Annotated in this window: 18 protein-coding genes; 11 read left to right on the top strand and 7 right to left on the bottom strand. The window is 69.1% G+C overall.

Annotation, left to right across the window (positions count from 1 at the left end):
- Nucleotides 1–14 precede the first annotated feature (14 nt).
- From rraA to ACFUEJ_RS15240, 5 genes are all read left to right on the top strand, one after another.
- Nucleotides 15–509 carry a ribonuclease E activity regulator RraA gene (gene rraA, locus ACFUEJ_RS15260; protein ID WP_226512069.1) on the top strand — a complete coding sequence of 165 codons (495 nt, stop codon included), beginning with the start codon at nt 15–17 and terminating at the stop codon, nt 507–509.
- Between the two features lie 67 nt (nt 510–576).
- Complete coding sequence (locus ACFUEJ_RS15255; protein WP_259937639.1) at nt 577–2130, top strand: succinic semialdehyde dehydrogenase; 1554 nt, start codon at nt 577–579, stop codon at nt 2128–2130.
- A gap of 292 nt (nt 2131–2422) precedes the next feature.
- Complete coding sequence (locus ACFUEJ_RS15250) at nt 2423–3586, top strand: PQQ-dependent sugar dehydrogenase (RefSeq protein WP_388030324.1); 1164 nt, start codon at nt 2423–2425, stop codon at nt 3584–3586.
- A gap of 2 nt (nt 3587–3588) precedes the next feature.
- Nucleotides 3589–4404: a cyclase family protein gene (locus ACFUEJ_RS15245; protein ID WP_388030321.1), complete on the top strand. Its 816-nt coding sequence runs from the start codon at nt 3589–3591 to the stop codon at nt 4402–4404.
- A gap of 22 nt (nt 4405–4426) precedes the next feature.
- Nucleotides 4427–5329: an alpha/beta fold hydrolase gene (locus ACFUEJ_RS15240; RefSeq protein WP_065631294.1), complete on the top strand. Its 903-nt coding sequence runs from the start codon at nt 4427–4429 to the stop codon at nt 5327–5329.
- On the opposite strand, the gene ACFUEJ_RS15235 is transcribed toward ACFUEJ_RS15240, so the two are convergent.
- Together ACFUEJ_RS15235 and ACFUEJ_RS15230 are read right to left on the bottom strand one after the other, a co-directional pair.
- Nucleotides 5309–5965, bottom strand: coding sequence for a hypothetical protein (locus ACFUEJ_RS15235; protein WP_388030319.1), 657 nt, complete (start codon nt 5963–5965; stop codon nt 5309–5311). The genes ACFUEJ_RS15240 and ACFUEJ_RS15235 overlap by 21 nt on opposite strands.
- 208 nt (nt 5966–6173) lie before the next feature.
- Nucleotides 6174–6866, bottom strand: coding sequence for a DUF6474 family protein (locus ACFUEJ_RS15230; RefSeq protein WP_065631292.1), 693 nt, complete (start codon nt 6864–6866; stop codon nt 6174–6176).
- A 227-nt stretch (nt 6867–7093) separates the two neighbouring features.
- Between ACFUEJ_RS15230 and ACFUEJ_RS15225 the strand changes: the two genes are divergently transcribed.
- A complete protein-coding gene (locus ACFUEJ_RS15225; protein WP_388030316.1) occupies nt 7094–8746 on the top strand; it encodes a TM0106 family RecB-like putative nuclease in 1653 nt (550 codons plus the stop codon).
- Between the two features lie 43 nt (nt 8747–8789).
- Here ACFUEJ_RS15225 and ACFUEJ_RS15220 read toward each other — a convergent pair whose 3' ends face one another.
- Complete coding sequence (locus tag ACFUEJ_RS15220) at nt 8790–9758, bottom strand: hypothetical protein (RefSeq protein WP_388030313.1); 969 nt, start codon at nt 9756–9758, stop codon at nt 8790–8792.
- A gap of 293 nt (nt 9759–10051) precedes the next feature.
- On the opposite strand from ACFUEJ_RS15220, the gene ACFUEJ_RS15215 reads away from it, so the two are divergent.
- The 3 genes from ACFUEJ_RS15215 to ACFUEJ_RS15205 all read left to right on the top strand — a co-directional run bounded on the left by ACFUEJ_RS15215 (nt 10052) and on the right by ACFUEJ_RS15205 (nt 12482).
- Nucleotides 10052–10627, top strand: a complete 576-nt coding sequence (locus tag ACFUEJ_RS15215; RefSeq protein WP_058253707.1) for a helix-turn-helix transcriptional regulator — start codon at nt 10052–10054, stop codon at nt 10625–10627.
- A 124-nt stretch (nt 10628–10751) separates the two neighbouring features.
- Entirely contained in the window at nt 10752–11264 is a 513-nt protein-coding gene (locus ACFUEJ_RS15210) for a hypothetical protein (RefSeq protein WP_058253708.1), read from the top strand.
- A 42-nt stretch (nt 11265–11306) separates the two neighbouring features.
- Entirely contained in the window at nt 11307–12482 is a 1176-nt protein-coding gene (locus ACFUEJ_RS15205) for an MAB_1171c family putative transporter (RefSeq protein ID WP_388030310.1), read from the top strand.
- 61 nt (nt 12483–12543) lie between these two features.
- Here the strand turns inward: ACFUEJ_RS15205 and ACFUEJ_RS15200 are convergent, their stop codons facing one another.
- The 3 genes from ACFUEJ_RS15200 to ACFUEJ_RS15190 form a co-directional block, all read right to left on the bottom strand.
- The gene (locus ACFUEJ_RS15200; protein WP_137809851.1) at nt 12544–13305 is read right to left on the bottom strand and encodes an SDR family NAD(P)-dependent oxidoreductase; all 762 of its coding nucleotides are present in this window, start codon (nt 13303–13305) and stop codon (nt 12544–12546) included.
- 137 nt (nt 13306–13442) lie between these two features.
- Nucleotides 13443–14138: a TMEM165/GDT1 family protein gene (locus ACFUEJ_RS15195; RefSeq protein ID WP_388030308.1), complete on the bottom strand. Its 696-nt coding sequence runs from the start codon at nt 14136–14138 to the stop codon at nt 13443–13445.
- Between the two features lie 146 nt (nt 14139–14284).
- Complete coding sequence (locus tag ACFUEJ_RS15190) at nt 14285–14806, bottom strand: hypothetical protein (protein ID WP_058253731.1); 522 nt, start codon at nt 14804–14806, stop codon at nt 14285–14287.
- Between the two features lie 213 nt (nt 14807–15019).
- Here ACFUEJ_RS15190 and ACFUEJ_RS15185 point away from each other — a divergent pair, with 213 nt between their 5' ends.
- Together ACFUEJ_RS15185 and ACFUEJ_RS15180 are read left to right on the top strand one after the other, a co-directional pair.
- Nucleotides 15020–17161, top strand: coding sequence for an ABC transporter ATP-binding protein (locus ACFUEJ_RS15185; protein WP_197414703.1), 2142 nt, complete (start codon nt 15020–15022; stop codon nt 17159–17161).
- The gene (locus tag ACFUEJ_RS15180; RefSeq protein WP_065631284.1) at nt 17158–17910 is read left to right on the top strand and encodes an energy-coupling factor transporter transmembrane protein EcfT; all 753 of its coding nucleotides are present in this window, start codon (nt 17158–17160) and stop codon (nt 17908–17910) included. The genes ACFUEJ_RS15185 and ACFUEJ_RS15180 overlap by 4 nt, the downstream gene beginning before the upstream one ends.
- Nucleotides 17911–18272: 362 nt before the next feature.
- Here the strand turns inward: ACFUEJ_RS15180 and ACFUEJ_RS15175 are convergent, their stop codons facing one another.
- Nucleotides 18273–18902, bottom strand: coding sequence for a superoxide dismutase (locus ACFUEJ_RS15175; protein WP_004021423.1), 630 nt, complete (start codon nt 18900–18902; stop codon nt 18273–18275).
- Between the last annotated feature and the right edge of the window lie 171 nt (nt 18903–19073).

Genomic DNA, 19073 nt, shown 5'->3' with positions numbered 1-19073 from the left:
CTAAACTGTTCGGCATGAGCGAGCTGACCTTCACCCCGACGGCCGACCTCGTCGACGAGATCGGCGCCGACGTCCGTAGCTGCGACACCCAGTTCACGCAGTTCGGCGGAAACCGGGAGTTCGTCGGACGCGTGTCGACGGTCAAGTGCTTCCAGGACAACGCCCTGCTGAAGTCGGTTCTGGGTGAATCCAACCCCGGCGGGGTGCTCGTCGTCGACGGCGACGCGTCGGTCCACACCGCACTGGTCGGAGACCTCATCGCCGAACTCGGCCGCTCCAACGGCTGGGTGGGGATCATCGTCAACGGCGCCATCCGCGACGCCAAGACCATCGGCGGGATGGCGATCGGGGTCAAGGCCCTGGGTACCAACCCGCGCAAGTCGACCAAGACCGGCGCCGGCGAGCGCGACGTCCCGCTGACCATCGGCGGCGAGACCTTCACCCCCGGCGACATCGTCTACTCCGACGACGACGGCATCGTGCTCGTCGCCGCTGGAGACAACCAGTAGAGCCCCGACCGGAGACCACGATCCACATCGAAGACCGGACACCCGCACAGCGCTGAGGAGCACCGCCATGCCGAAGCCCACCGCCGACTATTTCGCTCGCCTGGGTGCGCTCGTCGCCATCGACGACGCCGCGAGTCGTCCCACGCGCCCCGTCCTCGAGGCGTTCAGCGGGACGGAGATGGCGACCATCCCGGTCGCCACCGCCGACGATCTCGAGGTGGCGGTCGCTCGGGCCCGCCAGGCGCAGGAGGGATGGGCGGCCCGCACGCCGGCCGACCGCGCCGCGATCATCGACCGCTTCTCCGACCTGGTCCACCGCAACGCGGCGTCGCTGATGGACATCGCGCAGGCCGAGACCGGCAAGGCGCGCATCTACGCGCAAGAAGAGGTCATCGACGTCTCGATCACCGCGCGGCACTACGCGACGAACGGGCCCAAGCTGCTCGCCGATCGCAAGGTCAAGGGCATGCTTCCGGGCGCGACCAGCGTGCGCGTGCGCTACCTGCCCAAGGGTGTGGTCGGCATCATCAGCCCGTGGAACTACCCGCTGACACTGGCCGTGTCCGATGCGGTGGCCGCCCTGATCGCCGGCAACGGCGTCGTGATCAAGCCGGACAGCCAGACGCCGTACTGCGCGCTGGCCCTGGCCGAGTTGCTGTACGAGGCGGGTCTGCCGCGTGAGCTGTACGCCGTGGTGCCCGGGCCGGGAAGCGTTGTCGGGCAAGCAATCATGGCCAGCACCGACTACGTGATGTTCACCGGCTCCTCGGAGACCGGGGCCACCCTCGCCGAACAGGCCGGGCGTCGGCTCATCGGCTTCTCGGCCGAACTCGGCGGCAAGAACCCGATGGTCGTCACCGCGAGTGCCGACATCGCCAACGCCGTGCGCGGCGCGGCGCGCGCGTCGTACTCCAACTCCGGGCAGCTGTGCATCTCGATCGAACGGATCTACGTCGACAAGAAGATCGCCGACGACTTCGCCGAGCGGTTCGCCGCGTATGTCTCCACGATGAAGCTGTCGGCCTCCTACGATTTCAGCGCCGACATGGGTTCCTTGGCCTCGGCCGCCCAGATCGACACCGCCGAAGCGCACGTCGAGGACGCGGTCGCCAAGGGCGCGAAGGTGCTCGCCGGCGGCAAGCGTCGCGCGGACCTGGGCCCCTTCTTCTTCGAGCCGACGGTCCTCACCGACGTCAACGACGACATGGTGTGTTTCGCGAACGAGACCTTCGGACCGGTCGTCTCGATCTACCCGGTGGACTCCACCGACGAGGCGATCAAGCTCGCCAACGACACCGACTACGGCCTCAACGCCAGCGTCTTCGCCGGTAGCAGCGCCGAGGCGCAGGAAGTCGCCGAGCAACTGCGCGCCGGGACGGTGAACATCAACGAGGGTTACGCCGCGGCGTGGGCGTCGACGGCGGCCCCGATGGGCGGCATGGGTATCTCCGGCATGGGACGCCGCCACGGTGAGGAGGGCCTCCTGAAGTACACCGAGCCGCAAACCATCGCCGAGCAGCGGTTCATCGGCATCGACCGCATGCCGGTGGTCCCGACGAGCATCTACCGCGCCATTACGCCGACCGCCGTCCGCGCGCTGAAGTACCTGCCGGGGCGCTGAAAAACAGATCCCGACGCGCGCGTACTCCGCTCCCTGATCCGAAAGAACAGCAAAGCCGTTGGTCTGTGGGGTGCTCCGTCTGCTCCCTGAGGTGCGAGGAGCGCTAGCGACGAGCCACGAAGGGTCCCGCGACTTGGACTCGTCGGATCAGCGATCAGGCGCGGGTTCTCTGGAGCCGAGACGCGCGTTGCACTGCCGCATCGGTGTGAGCGTGGTTACGGTAGGCCCTGTGACTCGGAGCCCCCGCCTGCGCAGAGACCCCGTAACCCGATCCCGTCGGACGCGTCTGGGGGTGCTGACCGCGGCCGTCTCGGCTGCGCTCGTCGGCGCCCTGGTGTCCGCGCCCGCCGCCGACGCGGCACCCGGGCTGCGGGTGACGACCGTCGCCGACGGACTGAGCATCCCGTGGGGCGTCGTCGTCGCCCCCGACGGAACGGTGCTGACCGGCGAACGCTCGGGCCGGTTCGTCGCGGTGCGGCCGGGCGGGCAGCGCGTCAACGTGCGCGCCGACCTGTCGCGCATCTTCGCGCAGGGCGAGTCCGGGCTGATGGGTCTCGCCATCGATCCGCGGTTCGAACAGACCCGCCGCGTGTACTCGTGCCAGGCGGAGTCGACCGTGCCCGGCGCACCCGGGGTCCCGGGATCGTTGTCGAACATCCCCATCGAGTTCCCGCAGACCGGTCAGACCATCCAGGTCGTGTCCTGGCGGGTGGGCGCCGACTGGACTCAGATGGCCCGCGAACGAACTGTGCTGAGCGGCATTCCGGTCAACGCGTCGGGTCGGCACGGCGGTTGCGGTCTGGCGGCCACCGGCGACAGCCTCTGGGTCGGTACCGGTGACAACGCCACCCCGTGGATTCCGCAATCGCGGACGTCCCTGGGCGGCAAGGTGCTGCACATCAACCTCGACGGCACCCCGGCCCCGGGTAACCCGAACCCGCGCAGTCCGATCTACAGCCTCGGGCATCGCAACGTACAGGGCGTGGCGGTCCAGCCCGGCACCGGTCGCGTGTACGCCATCGAGCAGGGCACGAGCCGCGACGACGAGCTGAATCGCATCGTCGCCGGGGGCAACTACGGCTACAGGCCCGATCGCACACCGATCATCTACGACGAATCGGTGCCGATGACCGATCCGGTCCGGGTCCCCGGTGCGATCGGTCCGGTCTGGAGTTCGGGCAACGAGACGATCGCTCTGCCGGGGATCGCATTCCTGCCCGAAACCGGTTGGGGCGCATACAACGGCGGCGTCGTGCTGACGGCGCTCAAAGGCAAACGACTGGTGTTCCTGAAACTCTCCGACGACGGCCGGCGGGTGGTGTCGGAGACGCAGGCGCTGCAGGGCGCGCACGGCCGCTTGCGTGGCGTGGCCGTCGCGCCCGACGGTTCGCTGGTCCTGACGACCAGCGACGGCGAGGGCTCGGACCGTATCCTGCGCGTGCGTTCGGACGGCTGATCGTGTGCGACGACGCGATCGTCGAGTACGTCCACGACGAAGCCCGCCGGATGTCTCGTCGCACGGCGCTGCGCGTGGCGGCCGGTGTGGCAACCGGGATCTCGGCATCGGTGGCGGCAGGCACCGGGCTGGCGGCTCCGTCCCGCGGAGCGCCGGGTCGCGCGCCGGCGGGCCGGGTCGTCGACCTCACGCACACGTTGTCGCCGTCGTTCCCGGTGTGGCCGGGCAACCCGCCGATGGTGACGGTTCCGACGTCTCGTGTGCGAGGGCGTGATTCGGGCTTCTCGACGAACTGGGTCTCGTTCGCCGAACACACCGGCACCCACGTCGATGCACCGGCGCACAAGATCGGCGGCGGGATCAGCGTCGACCGTATCGACCCGGCCGACCTCGTCGCGCCGCTCGTGGTCATCAGCATCGAGTCCAGGGCACGCCGAGACCGGCGTGCCGAGTTGACCGAACGCGATGTCGCCGAGTGGGAGTCGAGGAACGGCCCGATCCCGCGGGGCGCGCTGATCGCGCTGCACACCGGGTGGCAACCACGAACCGGCGGTGCGGATGCCGCCGGCTTCTCGCCGGCCGCGGTCGGGATGCTCGTGGCCGAGAGGGGAGCCGTGGCCATCGGGACCGACACGCTCAGCGTCGACGTCCGCGGGGCCACCGGTGCCCACACGGCGATCCTCGGCAGTGGGCGCTACGCGGTCGAGGCCATGGCGAACCTGGAAGCCGTTCCGGCCCATGGCTCGACCGTGATCGTCGGCGCACCGAAGTTCGCCGGTGGTACCGGCGGTCCGGCGCGCGTGATCGCCATGGTGTGAATCGGACACAGAAAGGTCATCGATGACGACGCGCATCACCCGGTTCGACCGCGGACCCCACACCTTCGACGTCACCGACGAAGGTCCGATCGACGGTGAACCGATCGTGCTGTTGCACGGGTTCCCCCAGCGGGCCTCGTGCTGGGAACTGGTCGCGGAAATCTTGCACGACAACGGGTTCAGGACCCTCGCACCGGACCAGCGTGGGTACTCGCCCGGTGCTCGCCCCGCACGCCGACGGGACTACGTGCAGAGCGAACTGACCGCGGACGTGCTCGCCTTGCTCGACGCCGCAGGCCTCGTACGAGCCCACGTCGTCGGCCACGACTGGGGCGCACTCGTCGGGTGGGCGGTCGCCGCGCACCATCCCGATCGGGTGAAGACGCTTACCGCCCTGTCTGTTCCGCACCCAGGGGCCTTCCTGCGCTCGATGCGCCACGGACAGATCTTCCGGTCCTGGTACATGGCCGCCTTCCAGATTCCGGTCCTGCCCGAGAAGTTCCTCGGCTGGGCGATGCGAACACAACCGGACTTCGGGGAGCGGATGGGACTTCCGCAACCGTTCGCGTCGCGGATCGCCCGTGAGATCGGTGACTACGGCGCCCTTCCCGGCGCGCTGGGTTGGTATCGCGCGATGCCGCTCCCCGACAGGCGATCCGCGCCCCGGCGGGTCCGCGTCCCGACCACGTTCGTGTGGGGCGACGCGGACCCGGCGATCGGCGAGGAGGCGGCCCGCCTGTGTTCGGGGTGGGTCGACGCGAAGTACGAGTTCATCGCGTTGCGCGGTGCCGACCATTGGCTGCCCGAAGCGCACGCCGACGACGTTGTCGCCGCGGTTCTCGACCGGGTCGGCGATCTCGCCCCGGCGAACGGGTCGACCACCGCCCCGTCGGCGGCGGGACCGTCAGCGCAGGACTCGGCGTAACACGACGAAGACGATCAGCGCGACCACAGCTGCGAGCCCGGCATACGCGGGCGTGAGATTGGTGGTCGGGGGTTCGGTGGGCGAACCCGATCGCAACTGCGCGAAAGTCGCACGGGCGGCGTCTGATTCGGCGACCACATCGACCGGCGGGTGCGCGGGCGTGGGATCGGCGGGCGCGGGGGCCGAGGACGCGGTCGGGGCCGGCTTCGGGGAGTGCGTCACCGGCGGCTCGGGGGGCGACGCCGGGGTCGTGGCCGACGACACCTGAGGCGCTTCGGGTTCCGGGGTCGGAGTCGGCGGATCCACTGGCTCCGGGGCGGGCGGCGCCGACTTCGGCGGCGCCTTCTTGGCTGCCGACCTCTTCGCCGGTGCGGCCCCGGCGGCCTTTTTCGCGGGGCTCTTCTTGGCCGGCGCCTTTTTCGCGGGGCTCTTCTTCGCCGCCTTCTTCGGCGGGAGCTTGTCGCCGCCGGATTCGGCGGCCGCCGTCTCCGGCGAGGCCTTCTTCGCTACCGGCGCGGCGGGTGCGGCGTCGGGCCCGGAGGCGGACTCTTCCGGTGCGGCAATCGGGAACAGCGCCTGCTCGTCTTGGTTCGACTCACCGGCGGACGGCGTGGCGTTCGGATCCGGGTCGGTCATACGGCGCTCCCTCGCAAGTGTCCGGCAGGCGCCCGGCAACTGCTGCGCCGCGCGACACGTTCGCACCCATCCTAATGGTGTGCCCCGGAACCGGGCACCGGCGACCGGATCCCGCAGCCTGTTTCCACACGTACCGCTGATCGCTCGCCGATCTCACCCAAGCGGCCGCCGCCCACCGGCGCGGCGAGGACCCGGCTCGGACCGTGGGTCAGGAACGGACCCCGAGCCGTGCGAGGATGTCGGCGTCGACGGCTTCGAGTTCGTCGGCGATGGACTTGTGGGCGGTGCGGCGCTGACCGGCCGACATCGTCTCGGCGGTCTGCACCGCGACGTCCAGATTGTCGAGGCGCTTGGTCATCGCCGCGACGAAATCCGTGGAGTCGGAGCTGGTGTCCTGCGCGACGACCTTCTCCAGTGCCGTACGGGTGGTCGCGATCCGCGCGGACAGGGTCGCTCCGTGACCGCTGAACTGGCGCAACACCTCCGGTGAGACCCCCGCGCGGTTCGCCTGCAGTGTGGAGAGCTGTTCGCGTCCGGCGACCGCGGCCCGGTAGACGACGGGTGCGGCGATCGGTGCCACGAGCCGGGCGACGGTGAGGTAGCGCTTCACGCTGGCCGGGCTGAGAGCCTTCGCGTCGGCCGCGGCCTGCGCCTCGACGGCGAACTTCTTCGCCTCGGCCTTGCTCACCTTCGTCTGGGACTTGGCGAGCTGCTTGGCGGTCTTGCGCTCGGCCTTCATCTCCTTCTGGAAGTACTTGTGCTCGTTCTTGCGCCGGGCCTTTTGTTCCTTGCGCCGCGACTTGGCGTCGAACTTGGCCTCCAGCTTGGCTTTCGCCTTGAGAGCCTTGGCCTCTGCCTTGCGCTGAGCACGAGTCGTACCGTCGGAGGAGAACAATCCCATCGAATGCCCTTTCGCTGCTGCCGAGAAGACCGCAGTCGACCCCCGGCCTGCTCTCGTTCCGCTCCCGGCGCCGGTGTCGACCGGCTCGCTCGATCGCGTCCGGCGCCGCACTTCGTGGCCCCGCTCGCTTCGCTCCCGACGTCAGGCGCGCGTGATAACAAGTACAAGCATGACATGTGGTTGTATCCGACCACGTGTCCGTCCGTTCGAGCCCGGAAAGGGATGGCGTGGTCCCTGTCGTGTTGTCGCCGCGCGACCTCGCCGGTTGCGAGCACCGGGTCGCCCTCGACTTCGCGCACGACAGACGTCCCGCCGACGAACCCGATCCGCCTGGCGTGCAGCGTCGCAAGGAGGCCGCGGCCGACCATCGGGCGGCGATCCGCGAGCTGCTCCGCGGGGTACACAGCGATCAGCCGGGCGCGTTCGTGGTCGTCGACGCCGATGCGAGCACCGCTGAGCGCGCCGCGGCCACGCTGCGTGCCTGCGACGCCGGGGCGTCGTGGATCTGGAACGCGACCCTGCCGACCGACCGGGAGCACGGGCGCCGTGGCCATTCCGAACTGCTGGTGCGGGTGGGGGACGGCTACACACCGGTCATCGTCGTCAATCACCGGGTCAGCCAGCCGGCGAAATCGACGCCGGAACCGGACGGGCGTGCGCCCAGCCTGGTGACCAGTCCGTTCTGGATGTGGGCACCGAGCCCCGACCCGTATCGGACCGGCCGGCCGAACCGACGGGACAACCTCCGGCTGGCTCATCTCACCGCCATGCTCGTGGAGATCGGCAGGGCGTCGTCGACCGACACGACGGAGTTGCGCGGCGGCGTGATCGGCGTGGACGCGGACTGCATCGTCGTCCTGGACACCGGGGCGATGCTCGGGGACTACTCGGCGATCCTCGAGCATCGGCTCGCGGTCGCGGGCGGGAAGGTCCCCACCGAGCCCCGCCGGATCAGCGAATGCCGTTCGTGCCCGTGGTGGGTGCGCTGCGGACCGGAGCTCGAGGAGAAGCGCGACGTCAGTCTCGTGGCGAGCGGCAACCAGGGTTCGGTCCTGATCGACGCAGGGATCACGACGATCGACGAACTGGCCGCACAGCGCGGGGCCCCACCGGAGGGCTGGCCGGGCGGCGTCCGGTTCGGCGACGCGATCATCAACGCGATCGCCTGGCTCACCGGCACCGAGCTCGTCCGGCGCGTCGACTCGCCGCGGGTCCACCGCGCCGACATCGAGATCGACGTCGACATGGAGAGCTACGGCGAGCACGGGGCGTATCTGTGGGGGACACTGCGCACCGACACCACCGATCCTGAAGTGCCCGTCGAGTACCGCCCGTTCGTCACCTGGGACCCGCTGCCCACGCGCGACGAAGCGCGGTCGTTCGCCGAGTTCTGGGGATGGCTCATGGCCGAACGCGCCGCCGCCCGCGAGGCCGGGAAGACGTTCGCGGCCTACTGCTACTCCCAGCAGGCGGAGAACCGATGGCTGCTGGGCTCGGCCGACCGGTTTGCCGGCGAGCCGGGCATCCCGGCGCGCGCCGAGGTCCAGGCCTTCATCGCATCGTCGGAATGGGTGGACATCTACGAGGCGGTCGGCGAGAACTTCATCTGCCCGCGGGGCAAGGGCTTGAAACGAGTGGCGCCGGTCGCGGGGTTCTCGTGGCGCGACGACGACGCGAGCGGCGAGGCGTCGATGGAGTGGTACCGGGCGGCTGTCGCGCTCGGGGGCGGGCGCCCCGACGACGGGCAGCGCCGGCGACTTCTCGAATACAACGAAGACGATGTCCGTGCCACAAAAGTGTTGCGCGAGTGGATGACCGACGGCGCGGCCGCGCAGGTGCCCCACGAGCGGGATCTGCTCGACCGGTTCCGGGCGAGCTGACGACCGCAGCCGACCGCTGGGTCGAACGTCTCGTCGCCGCGTGTCAGGGACGCATCGAGCGCAACGAGTCGAGGAACGACCCGCTGCCGAGCAGGGCGACGGCGCCGAGCAGCAACAGTGCTCCCGGCGCCACGCCGAGGACGAACTTCCGCACCGACGTCAACGTCGAGTCCCCCGGCACACCGGGGGATGCCTGCGGCGGATCGACCGGCGGACCCGCGGCACCCGCAACCGTCTGCGAGGTGTCGGTGCCGTCGGATTCGACGTCGGTGGCGGGCTGGGGAGAACGACGATCGGTGTCCGGCCCGCTCGCGGGGCCGGAGTCCGGAGTCGGCCCGGTCGAACCACCTCCACCAGGAAGGGCGACCGACGGTACGTCGGCGACGGCCGGACCGGTGTTCGCGGGGCCCCCGGCCGGGTCGGACCCGCTCACATCGCCATCGGACGCCGAGGGAGCGTCCTCCTCCCGGCGGGTGCCGCGGGACGGGTCGTCACCGTCGCCATCGCTCCCGGACGTGGTCTCGCGCCCGGACGCCGACGGATCCGGATCGTCGGTACTGGTCGTGGTCGTGGTCGTGGTCGTGGTCGTGGTCGTGCTGGTGGTCTCGCTCGTCGTGTCCGACGTCCCTGGCATGGGCGACGATCCACAACCGCAGTCCGTGGGATGGGACGGTGCGGAGGACTCGTCCGTGGTTTCGGGATCGGTGGTCTCGGGGTCCGTGGTTTCGGGTTCGGTCGTCTCGGGGTCATCGGTCGCCGAGCCCGCGGGTGTGTCGGTGTCGGTGTCGTCGACTTCGTCCGTGTCATCGGGATCGCTGTCGGAGTCGGAGTCGGAGTCGGAGTCGGTGTCACCCGCCCAGTCGGCGCCTGGCGCATCGGGGCCGGGTGGGGCTGTCGACGCAACTCCGGGCGCGACGACGATGAAGAGGATCGCCGCGAGAGCGATCAGAAGGACGGCGAGACCACGCGGCTTGGCACGGGCGCCGCGGGGGGTCGGGAGACGGTGGCTCATCGTTCGTCAGGCGTACAGTCGAGGGGGTGAAACATCGTCGCTGACACCATGCGGCGGATCGACGCGCACCGCGGGCCGAACCCGAATGTTCATCTGACGGTTCCGCGTCGGCAACCCATGACCCCCATGAATGTGAAGAACGCCACACTATCGATCGTTACACCATCTTCACAGGTGATACGCGCAGAGCGCGGCGGTCCGGTACTTTCTGATCGTACCGATCGTTGCAACGGCCGTGTACAGCGGACTTTAATGCTTGCAAATTCAAATTTTGCGTTTCGGAGAAGATTGTCATGACTTCAGGAGGGGCGGAGAAGCCTATGGGCGACACCGGACGCACCGACTCCGATCGTTCGAGGACGACGGACGCGGATGCTCTCGACCCCGGGCTGTTCGCCCGGCGGCTCGAGGAACTGTTCCGGACGGTTCCTGGTCCGAACGGTAGGGCGTACAGCGCGAAGGCGATCGCGGCGCGATCGACCGAGCGGGGGTTCCGACTCGGCGAGTCGTATCTGAGCCAACTGCGATCGGGGAAGGCCAAGTCTCCCTCGTTCCGCACGGTGGAGGGCATCGCGGCCGCTTTCGGGGTCGACGTGCACTACTTTCTCGAGGATCGGGCCGCGCAGCGTACCCGCGACGAGATCGATCTGATGCGGTTGCAGGCCGACACGAACGTCCAGCTGGCGGCCTTCCGCCTGGCCGGGTTGTCGAGTGATTCGGTCACGGTGGTGAACGAGCTGATCAAGGTGCTGCGCGAGCAGCAGGGTCTGCCCAAGGATCCGCCGGACGTGATCGCGGCCGGTCTGAGCGACACCAAGCCGTCGGCCGATTCGCGGCTTCGCGTCGTCGGAGACCACAGCGACGACTGACCGCCGGTGAGGCGTTCGCGGAGCCATTCGTTCCGGACCGAGGGGTGTCGGCCCGGACAGGCCAGCGAAGTCGATCGCCGCGGCTGTATTCCGGCGTGGTACGCGCTTGTGATTCGATGAGCTCATGCGTCGATCCGAGCGCGCATTGCGCGCGTTGTGCCGCGCCGAGCTGAAGGGGCTCGATCTCGATCTGCCCCTCGACGTGGCTCAACTCTGCGAACGGTACGGTGACCGTCGCGGTCGGCCCATCCGGTTGATCGAGCATGCATTGCCCGCGGGGGTTCCCAACGGCATCTGGCTGGCCGCGACCGACGCGGACTACTTCTTCCACCAGGCCCACACCTCACGCTTGCACCGCAACCAGATCGTCGTCCACGAGTTCGGCCATCTGATCGCCGGCCATCAGATCCTCGGTGAGGCCTCGGCGGCGGGGATCGCCGCCCTGACGCAGGACGAGTCGGCAGCCGCGCTCCGGCGCACGTGCTACTCCGACGACGCCGAGTGGGAAGCCGAGATGCTCGCCTCGTTGATTCTCGGCTGGGCCGAGGACGCCGGCACCGGCGTCGGGAGCACCGCGTCGCACGGCGAACTGCGTGGACTCCAGAAACTGTTGGGGGGTCATCGCGGATGGCTGTGACACGCCGGTCGGTTGCGGCACCGGGAAGAATGTGAGTCCCTGTTGGGCGTGATCACTGTCGCGGGCGGGGGCCCGACGGTCAATCTGCTGGCCTCCGGGGTGGACGTCGGGATCGGCGCGGTCAACGCCGTCGCCGCGGTCGTCTTCGCCCTCGCGTTCTGTTGGCGCCTCGATCAGATCCGCCGTGCGGGATGGGGGTTGCAGCCGCTGGCGATGATGATCGCCGTGGCGGCGCTGACCCTCGCATTCGTCGTCGTCGACGACTCGGTCGCCGACGTGCTCAACGAGGTCGGTTTCACCGGCCTGTCGAGGGTGGCGTTCTACGCGCTCCTCGCGATCGGGGTCGCGGCGCTCGTGGTGGTGTTCTTCTTCCCCGGCAAGGTCACGCGCGAACGCCGGGCCGGATGGGAGGCGTTGCCCCTCGTCGTGGCACTCGTCGGGCTGCAGGTGACCATGCTGGTCATCCCGGTCGAGATCCGGACCGCGACCATCGACGAATGGACCGTCCAGAACTGGGGTTTCGCGCTGTTCATGCTGATCGCCAGCGGCTACCTCGCCTACGGCTTCGTCGCCTGCGTCAACAGCGTCCGCAAGTTCTATGCGACGGCGGACGGCTATCTCCGTGTGTCCCTTGGCCTTCTGATGACGGGTCTGACGTGTCTCGCGGTCGGCGCGGTCTGTCAGATCGTGTTCGTGATCGTGTCCGCGACGAACGTCGTTCGGTCGCCGTGGCTCCTGACGACGAATCGGGCCGTCGCCATCGTCGGCGTCGTCACGTTCCTGATGGGGATCAGCTATCCGATGGTCTACGCGCGGGTTCAGTCGGTCGCGGCCAACCGGCGTCGTCGACGCCTCGACGCCGAACTCGTGCCCCTGTGGCGACTGGTGACCGACGCGGTCCCCGAAGTGGTGCTACCGGATGCCGGCCGGCTGACACCGACCACCCGATTGCATCGGCGCGTCGTCGAGACCCGAGACGCGTTGACGCAGTTGAGTCCTCGGGTCCCGGCGGTGTTCGGGTATGCCGAACCCGAGGTGCAGGCGAGGCTGTTGCGGGCCGCCGTGGCCGGACACGATCCGCGTGAGGGTGACGGCGGTGCCGTCCGAGACCTGGCGCCGGCCGATGGCGAGAGTCTCGAAGCTGATGCCGTGCCGTTGATCAGACTGGCCCGGGCGCTCGACGCCGTGCAGTTGGTCGAGGAGCCGGCCGACCGGTGACGCGCCGGCCGGCCCTCGAACAGGCGAAGTCGCCTCAGGTGAATCCAACGAGTCGGTCGGACTAGCGCGGCGCCATCCGGATCGCGCCGTCCATGCGGATGGTCTCTCCGTTGAGGTAGTTGTGCGCGACGATGAATTCCGCCAATTGCGCGTACTCGTCGGGCTCGCCGAGACGTTGCGGAAACGGGATGCCCTCGGCGAGGGTCTTCTGGAACTCGGGGGTGACACCAGCCAGCATCGGCGTGCTGATGGTGCCGGGGGCGATGGTGCACACGCGCACGCCGACGCGTGCGAGGTCGCGAGCCGCCGAGATGGTCATCGCGTGCACACCACCCTTCGACGCCGCGTAGGCGATCTGACCGATCTGGCCTTCGAACGCGGCCACCGATGCGGTGTTGATGATGACGCCGCGCTGACCGTCGCCGTCGATGGTGGACTCTTCCTGCATGCGGTTGGCGGCCAGTCGCATGACGTTGAAGGTGCCGACCAGGTTGATGTCGATGACCTTGCGGAAGAGGTCGAGCTCGTGCGGTCCCTTCTTGCCGAGTATCCGTGCGGCCCAGCCGACGCCGGCGCAGTTGACCGCGACACGCAGCGGTGTCCCGGACTCGGCGATGGTGTCGATGACGGCCTGGACCTGGGTCTCGTCGGTGACGTCGGCCGCGACCAGCGTGACTCCGTCGGTGGGCGCGGCCTTGTCGATCGAGGCCTGCAGGTCGAGGCCGAAGACCTGGGCGCCGGCTGCGGCGAAACGCCGTGCGGTGGCCGCACCGAGGCCGGAGGCCCCGCCGGTGACCAGTACGGAAGCGCCTGAAACGTCCATGTGTGAGGTGATCCTTTCGCGGTACCCGACCCGTTCTCCTGCCGGCCGCGCCGCCGTCGTCGGCGACGCCGCTCCGGCTCGTGCTGCAGTTTCACGATAGTCAGACGGCTCGCACCAACCGCGAAAGACCCCCTGAATTACCGAACGAGCGCTCGGACGCCCTCGTCGGAACGGAGGCGGTTCTCCCGGCGGATCAGCACGATGCCGATCCCGGTGATGATCACGACTGCACTGAGCGTGCCGGCGATCACGGGCACCGACGCACCGATCAGACCGTCGGTGATGAGCGAGGCCGCGAACGCGAAGAAGAGAACTGCCGCGCCGATCGCGATGACGCGCTCGGGGAGGTGGCGGCCGAGGAGCACACCCACGCCGATGGCGAGAGCGTCGGCGGCGACCATGCCGAGCGTGGACCCGATCCAGACCCCGAGCCAGTCGTTGTCGGTGGCCAGCGTGATGGTCGCGAGCATGGTCTTGTCGCCCAGTTCGGCGAGGAAGAACGCCGACATGACGGCGAAGAACACCGAGGCGCCGACGCGGGTCGCCCGGTTGGACTCCTCGTCGTCGAGCCGGTCTCCGCGCAGCGTCCAGAGGCCGAAGACAAGCATCGCCAGGCCGGCGAGGATCGTCAGGAGCGTGGTGGGTATCGACAGACCGAGGAAGTGGCCGAAGAACACCGAGACCGCGTGCACTGCGGTTGTGGCCACAGTGATCGCGAGGAGGATGACCCACCAGCGATAGCGCAGGGCGTAGGTCATCGCCATCAGCTGTGACTTGTCACCGAGTTCGGCCACGAAGATCACGCCGAAGCTGAGGAGCAGGGCGGCAATCACGGACGCCAGGTTAGTCAGCGCTAACTCGCGGACGCAACTCGTCGAAGACCCGTATTTCCGCAGGTAGGGACATCAAAATCAGATGTTCGGGGACCCGTATCCGCGGTCGGTGACCCGTCGTACGGCCTTCGGGCGGCCGCCCCGCCCTACGCTGCGAGAAGCATGGCCAGCACCGCGGTGTCGGGGTCGGCGTTGGGGTCGATACCCACCTGATTGCGGAGGTTGACCACCGTGCCGTCGGCCTCCGCCTCGGCCCATCCCGCCCGGTGTTCGAGCCCGAGTTCGGGGAGTCCGGGCAGCAGCACGCACCCGGAGGCGACCTGGGAACACTCGGGCAGGGACGGGCGCGTCTGCGACGGGGGATGCAGCATGACCAGCGCCGGCGGATTGTTCAGGAAGCGGCCCGCCTCGACGAAGCTGTCGTCGACGACATTGCCGATCGCGACCATCATCCCGACGGTGTCCGCCTCACCCTGCTCCGGACGCTGCTCGACCACGCCGAAGATCGTCGTCGTGGGCAGGAAACCCGGCCGGCAGGCGATCCGGACCGAGGCCACCAGCGTCTGCGTCCACTCGAGCGTCGACTCCGGCCAGCGGCCCGAGATGAGAATGCCGTTCAGCGTGCCCTCGTGCTGGAACGGTGTGAGGCCGATCGGAATCGATTGCATCATGTCCTCCTCCGACCCGGGCACGACCTCGGGTGATCCACGGACTGGGGACCGACGGCCGACCCTGGTGAGAAGACCTTCCACCGGTGGCGAGGCGTCGACAACTCGAAACACCGTGTTGTGATGGATCTTTAACATGCGAACGAACGACAGCGGTGGTCGCGGAGCACTGTCCCCGCCGGTGGGGGCGACGACACCAGGCACACTGGACCGGTGAAGAACTCGCCCCCGCTGCGACCCATGGAGTTCGCGTCCGTCGCGATCTTCGGCGGACTGACCGTCGCGGCGGTGGTCATCGCGTCGGTCATCCCACTGGCCCAGGCCGCCGGACTGCTCGCCCCGGTGCCGCTCGCACTCATCGCGGCGCGTACGCGGCCGCGGGCCCTGGTCACCGCCACGGTCGCCACCACCGCGGTCGCGTTCGCGATGGCGGGCACCGGCGCGATGGCAACCGTCCTCGGATCCGCGCTGGTCGGCGGCCTGGTCGGCGACATCAAGCGCCGGGGCCGGGGGATCGGTGTGCTCGGGGTCGCCACGCTGGTCGCCTCGCCGGTGCTCGGTGGGATCTCCGTGCTGATCCTCCTGATCCTGGTGCCGCTGCGTGAGCTGACGATCGAGGCGATGACCAACTCCATCCACGGCGTCGCGAAGTGGCTGCACGGATGGGGCCCGACCGGCGGCGTCGCCGATGGGCTCGACGCCATGAGCCGGAGCATCGCCGACGACTGGTGGGTGTGGGTCTGGGTGTCGGGAACCCTCGGCACCGCGATCTCGCTGCTCGTCGCGTGGTGGATCCTCGGTTCCGTGATCAGCAGGCTGCGGGACGTGCCGAGCGAGGACACACTCGACGCCGTCCCGTCGGGGTTCGCCCCGGCCGCGGTGGTCGCCGCGGCCCACGATCCGGGCATCGCGCCGCTTCCGCTGGTCTTCGAACGCGTCGGGTTCGCCTACGCACCGGAGGCGCGCCCGGTGCTGCACGACATCGACCTGCGGATCGATCCCGGTGAGTTCGTCGCCGTCGTCGGCGCCAACGGTTCCGGGAAGTCGACGCTGGCGAAGATCCTGGCCGGGCGTGACCCGTCCACCGGTGTGGTCCACCGGCCGGGCCTGCCCGGTCTGGGCGCGCACGGCGGGACCGCGCTCGTCCTGCAGCGTCCAGAGATACAGATGCTGGGTTCCCGCGTCGCCGACGATGTCGTCTGGGGTCTGCCGCCCGGCGTCGACGTCGACGTCGAAGCACTGCTCGACGAGGTCGGTCTCGCCGGACTCGGTGACCGGGAGACCACGGACCTGTCCGGCGGTCAGCAGCAGCGGCTCGCGATCGCCGCGGCGCTCGCCCGTGATCCGCAGCTCCTCATCGCCGACGAGGTGACGTCCATGGTCGACCCGGAAGGCCGGGGACAATTGCTGGCGCTGCTGGCGGGCCTCCCGGCACGCCGGGGGATCGCCGTCGTCCTGGTGACGCACCGCGGCAGCGAGGCGGCGGCGGCCGATCGGGTGATCCACCTGGCCGGGGGACGCCTCGTGCCGCACGCGCCCGACTGGATGCCGGGTCCCGACGCCGACCTGGGCGCGCCGAACCCGCGCCCGTCGCCCCCGCCCGCACCGACCTCGCGGATCGGCGGGCCGCTCCTCGTGCTCGACCAGGTGGGTTACGCGCACCTGCCGGGCTCACCGTGGGAGGTCGTTGCCCTGCAGGACATCTCGCTGACGGTCTACCGCGGCGAGGGACTCCTCGTCGTCGGCGGCAACGGATCGGGCAAGACGACACTCGCGTGGATCATGGCCGGCCTGCTCCCGCCCGGGACCGGTACCTGCCGTCTGCTGGACATCCACGAGAAGATCACTCCCGGAGCGGGTTTCGACGCCGGAACGCCGATGACGGAGCGGGTCGGCGCGGTCGGACTCGGATTCCAGCACGCGCGTCTGCAACTGCAGAAGGTCACCGTCGCCGACGAGATCATGGCGGCCGGTGGGGAAAAAGTGGGCACCGCCGAGGTCGCCCGGGTCCTCGAACTCGTCGGGTTGCCGCGCCGGATGGCGGTCACCAAGGTCGACGCGCTGTCGGGTGGACAGATGCGGCGTGTCGTGCTGGCCGGTCTCATCGCGCGCCATCCCGACCTGCTGGTCCTGGACGAGCCGCTGGCCGGTCTCGATCCGCCGGCACGCGAGGAGATCGTCGCACTGCTGGCCCGGCTCCGCGCCGACGGGATGACCATCGTGATCATCTCGCACGACTTCGAGTCGTTGGAGTCGGTGTGTACCCGGCGCGTCAGGCTGGTCGACGGGCGTCTCCTGCCCGATTCGCAGCAGATGATCGACCAGGCACCCGGCTGGGACGGAGGAACCCGATGACGATGCGTACCGTCCCGCTGCGGCAGGTTCCCGGCGACTCGTTCGTGCACCGGCTGTGGGCGGGGACCAAACTCGTGATCGTGCTGATCCTCGGGATCATGACCTGGGTACTGCCCTCGTGGCCGGCGCTGGGCATGGTCGCCGCGGTGGTGGTGATCACCGCCCTCGTCGCGGGAATCCCGTTGGGCGCCATACCTCGTCCGCCGTGGTGGTTCTGGGGTCTGATCGGCATCGGTGTCGCGTTCAACGTGTCGTTCGCCGGCATCCCCGGCGCCCTGGTCTTCCTACGCGCGATCACCTTGGCACTCGTCCTCGTCGCCAGTTCGATCCTCGTCATCTGGACCACTCCCATGGCCGACGTGGCGCCGGCGCTGGCGCGGCTGATGCGCCCGCTGCGGTGGCTCCGGCTGCCCGTCGATGAGTGGGCGGTCGCGATCGCGTTGTGCCTCAGAGGTCTTCCGCTGCTCATCGAGGAGTTGCGCATGCTGCGTGCGGCGCATCGCCTCCGGCCGACGGCCAAGGGCCGCAGCGACCATCCGTCGGCGGAGATGGGGATCATGGATCTGATCACCGCGGCGATGTCGTCGGCGCTCCGACGCAGCGCCGAGATGTCCGAGGCGATCACCGCCCGCGGCGGCACCGGCCGCCTGACCGCCCATCAGGCCGGCCCCGGGCGCGCAGATGTGGTGGCGCTCATCGTCATCGGCCTGGCCTGCGCGGTCGCCATCACGGTCACGCTCGTTCTCTGAGGGCGACACTCGTAAGCTCGCTCCTCAGTATCTGCGGCCCGACGGCCGTCGTGGACCGCGACGGAATTCGTTGTCTCGGAGCGGGCCCACCCACTGCTCCCTGAGGAGGCCGGAGCTTGCGGAGGCCGTCACGAAGGGTCCTGGTGAGATGCGTCGCCAAACCCTTCGTGGCTCGTCGCTAACGCTCCTCGCACCTCAGGGAGCAATGGATGTGTCGCACTCTCGGATCAGGGAGCAGGGGGGCTTCGCCTCGCACGTCGGGGGAGCAGGGGTTTGCTCGCAGCAGAGAACGTGGCCCCGAACAACAAACAGCGCCGGTCACCCGAAGGTGACCGGCGCTGTTGAGGTTCGGCGAACCGGGATCAGGCCGGGACGACCAGGCCGCTGCCCTGGCTCTTCGCGCGGGCGAGACGCTCGTTGGCGTCGGCCCAGTTCACGACGTTCCACCACGCCTTGACGTAGTCGGGCTTGACGTTCTGGTAGTCGAGGTAGAAGGCGTGCTCCCACATGTCCAGCATGACGACCGGGATGATCGCGGCAGGGATGTTGCCGCTCTGGTCGGTCAGCTGCAGGATGACGAGCTTGCCGCCGATGGTGTCGTAACCCAGGATCGCCCAGCCCGAACCCTGCAGGGTGGTGGCGGCGGCGGTGAAGTGGGCCTTGAACTTGTCGAAGCCACCGAACTGTTCGGTGAGGGCGGCCGCGAGGTCGCCGTCGGGCTCGCCACCGCCGTTGGGCGACAGGTTCTTCCAGAAGATGGAGTGGTTGGTGTGACCGCCCAGGTGGAACGACAGGGTGGCGGAGAGTCCGTAGACCTTGCCGGCGATGCTGTCGTCGTCGCGGGCCGCGGCCAGCTTCTCCAGGGTGTCGTTCGCGCCCTTGACGTAGGTGGCGTGGTGCTTGCTGTGATGGAGCTCCATGATCCTGCCGGAGATGTGCGGTTCCAGTGCCGCGTAGTCGTAATCGAGATCCGGCAAGGTGTATTCAGCCACGATGTTCCTCTCTGAGGTGCTACTCGTTTCCCTGTCCACGCATGGCTCCGACGACTCCGCCGGGCGCCACGCGAATGCTTCCAGCCTTCCCCAGAGCATGGGTGATTGCAACAATCCCGCGCCAAGAAACATCAAGTGCGGTTGAGATGTCAACGACGCGAGAGTGCGTCG

It is taken from the genome of Gordonia sp. NPDC057258, assembly GCF_042668985.1.
GTDB classification, from domain to species: Bacteria; Actinomycetota; Actinomycetes; order Mycobacteriales; family Mycobacteriaceae; genus Gordonia; species Gordonia hongkongensis.
The sequence above is the reverse complement of the archived record's forward strand: the minus strand, read 5'-3'. Positions and strand labels throughout refer to the sequence as shown.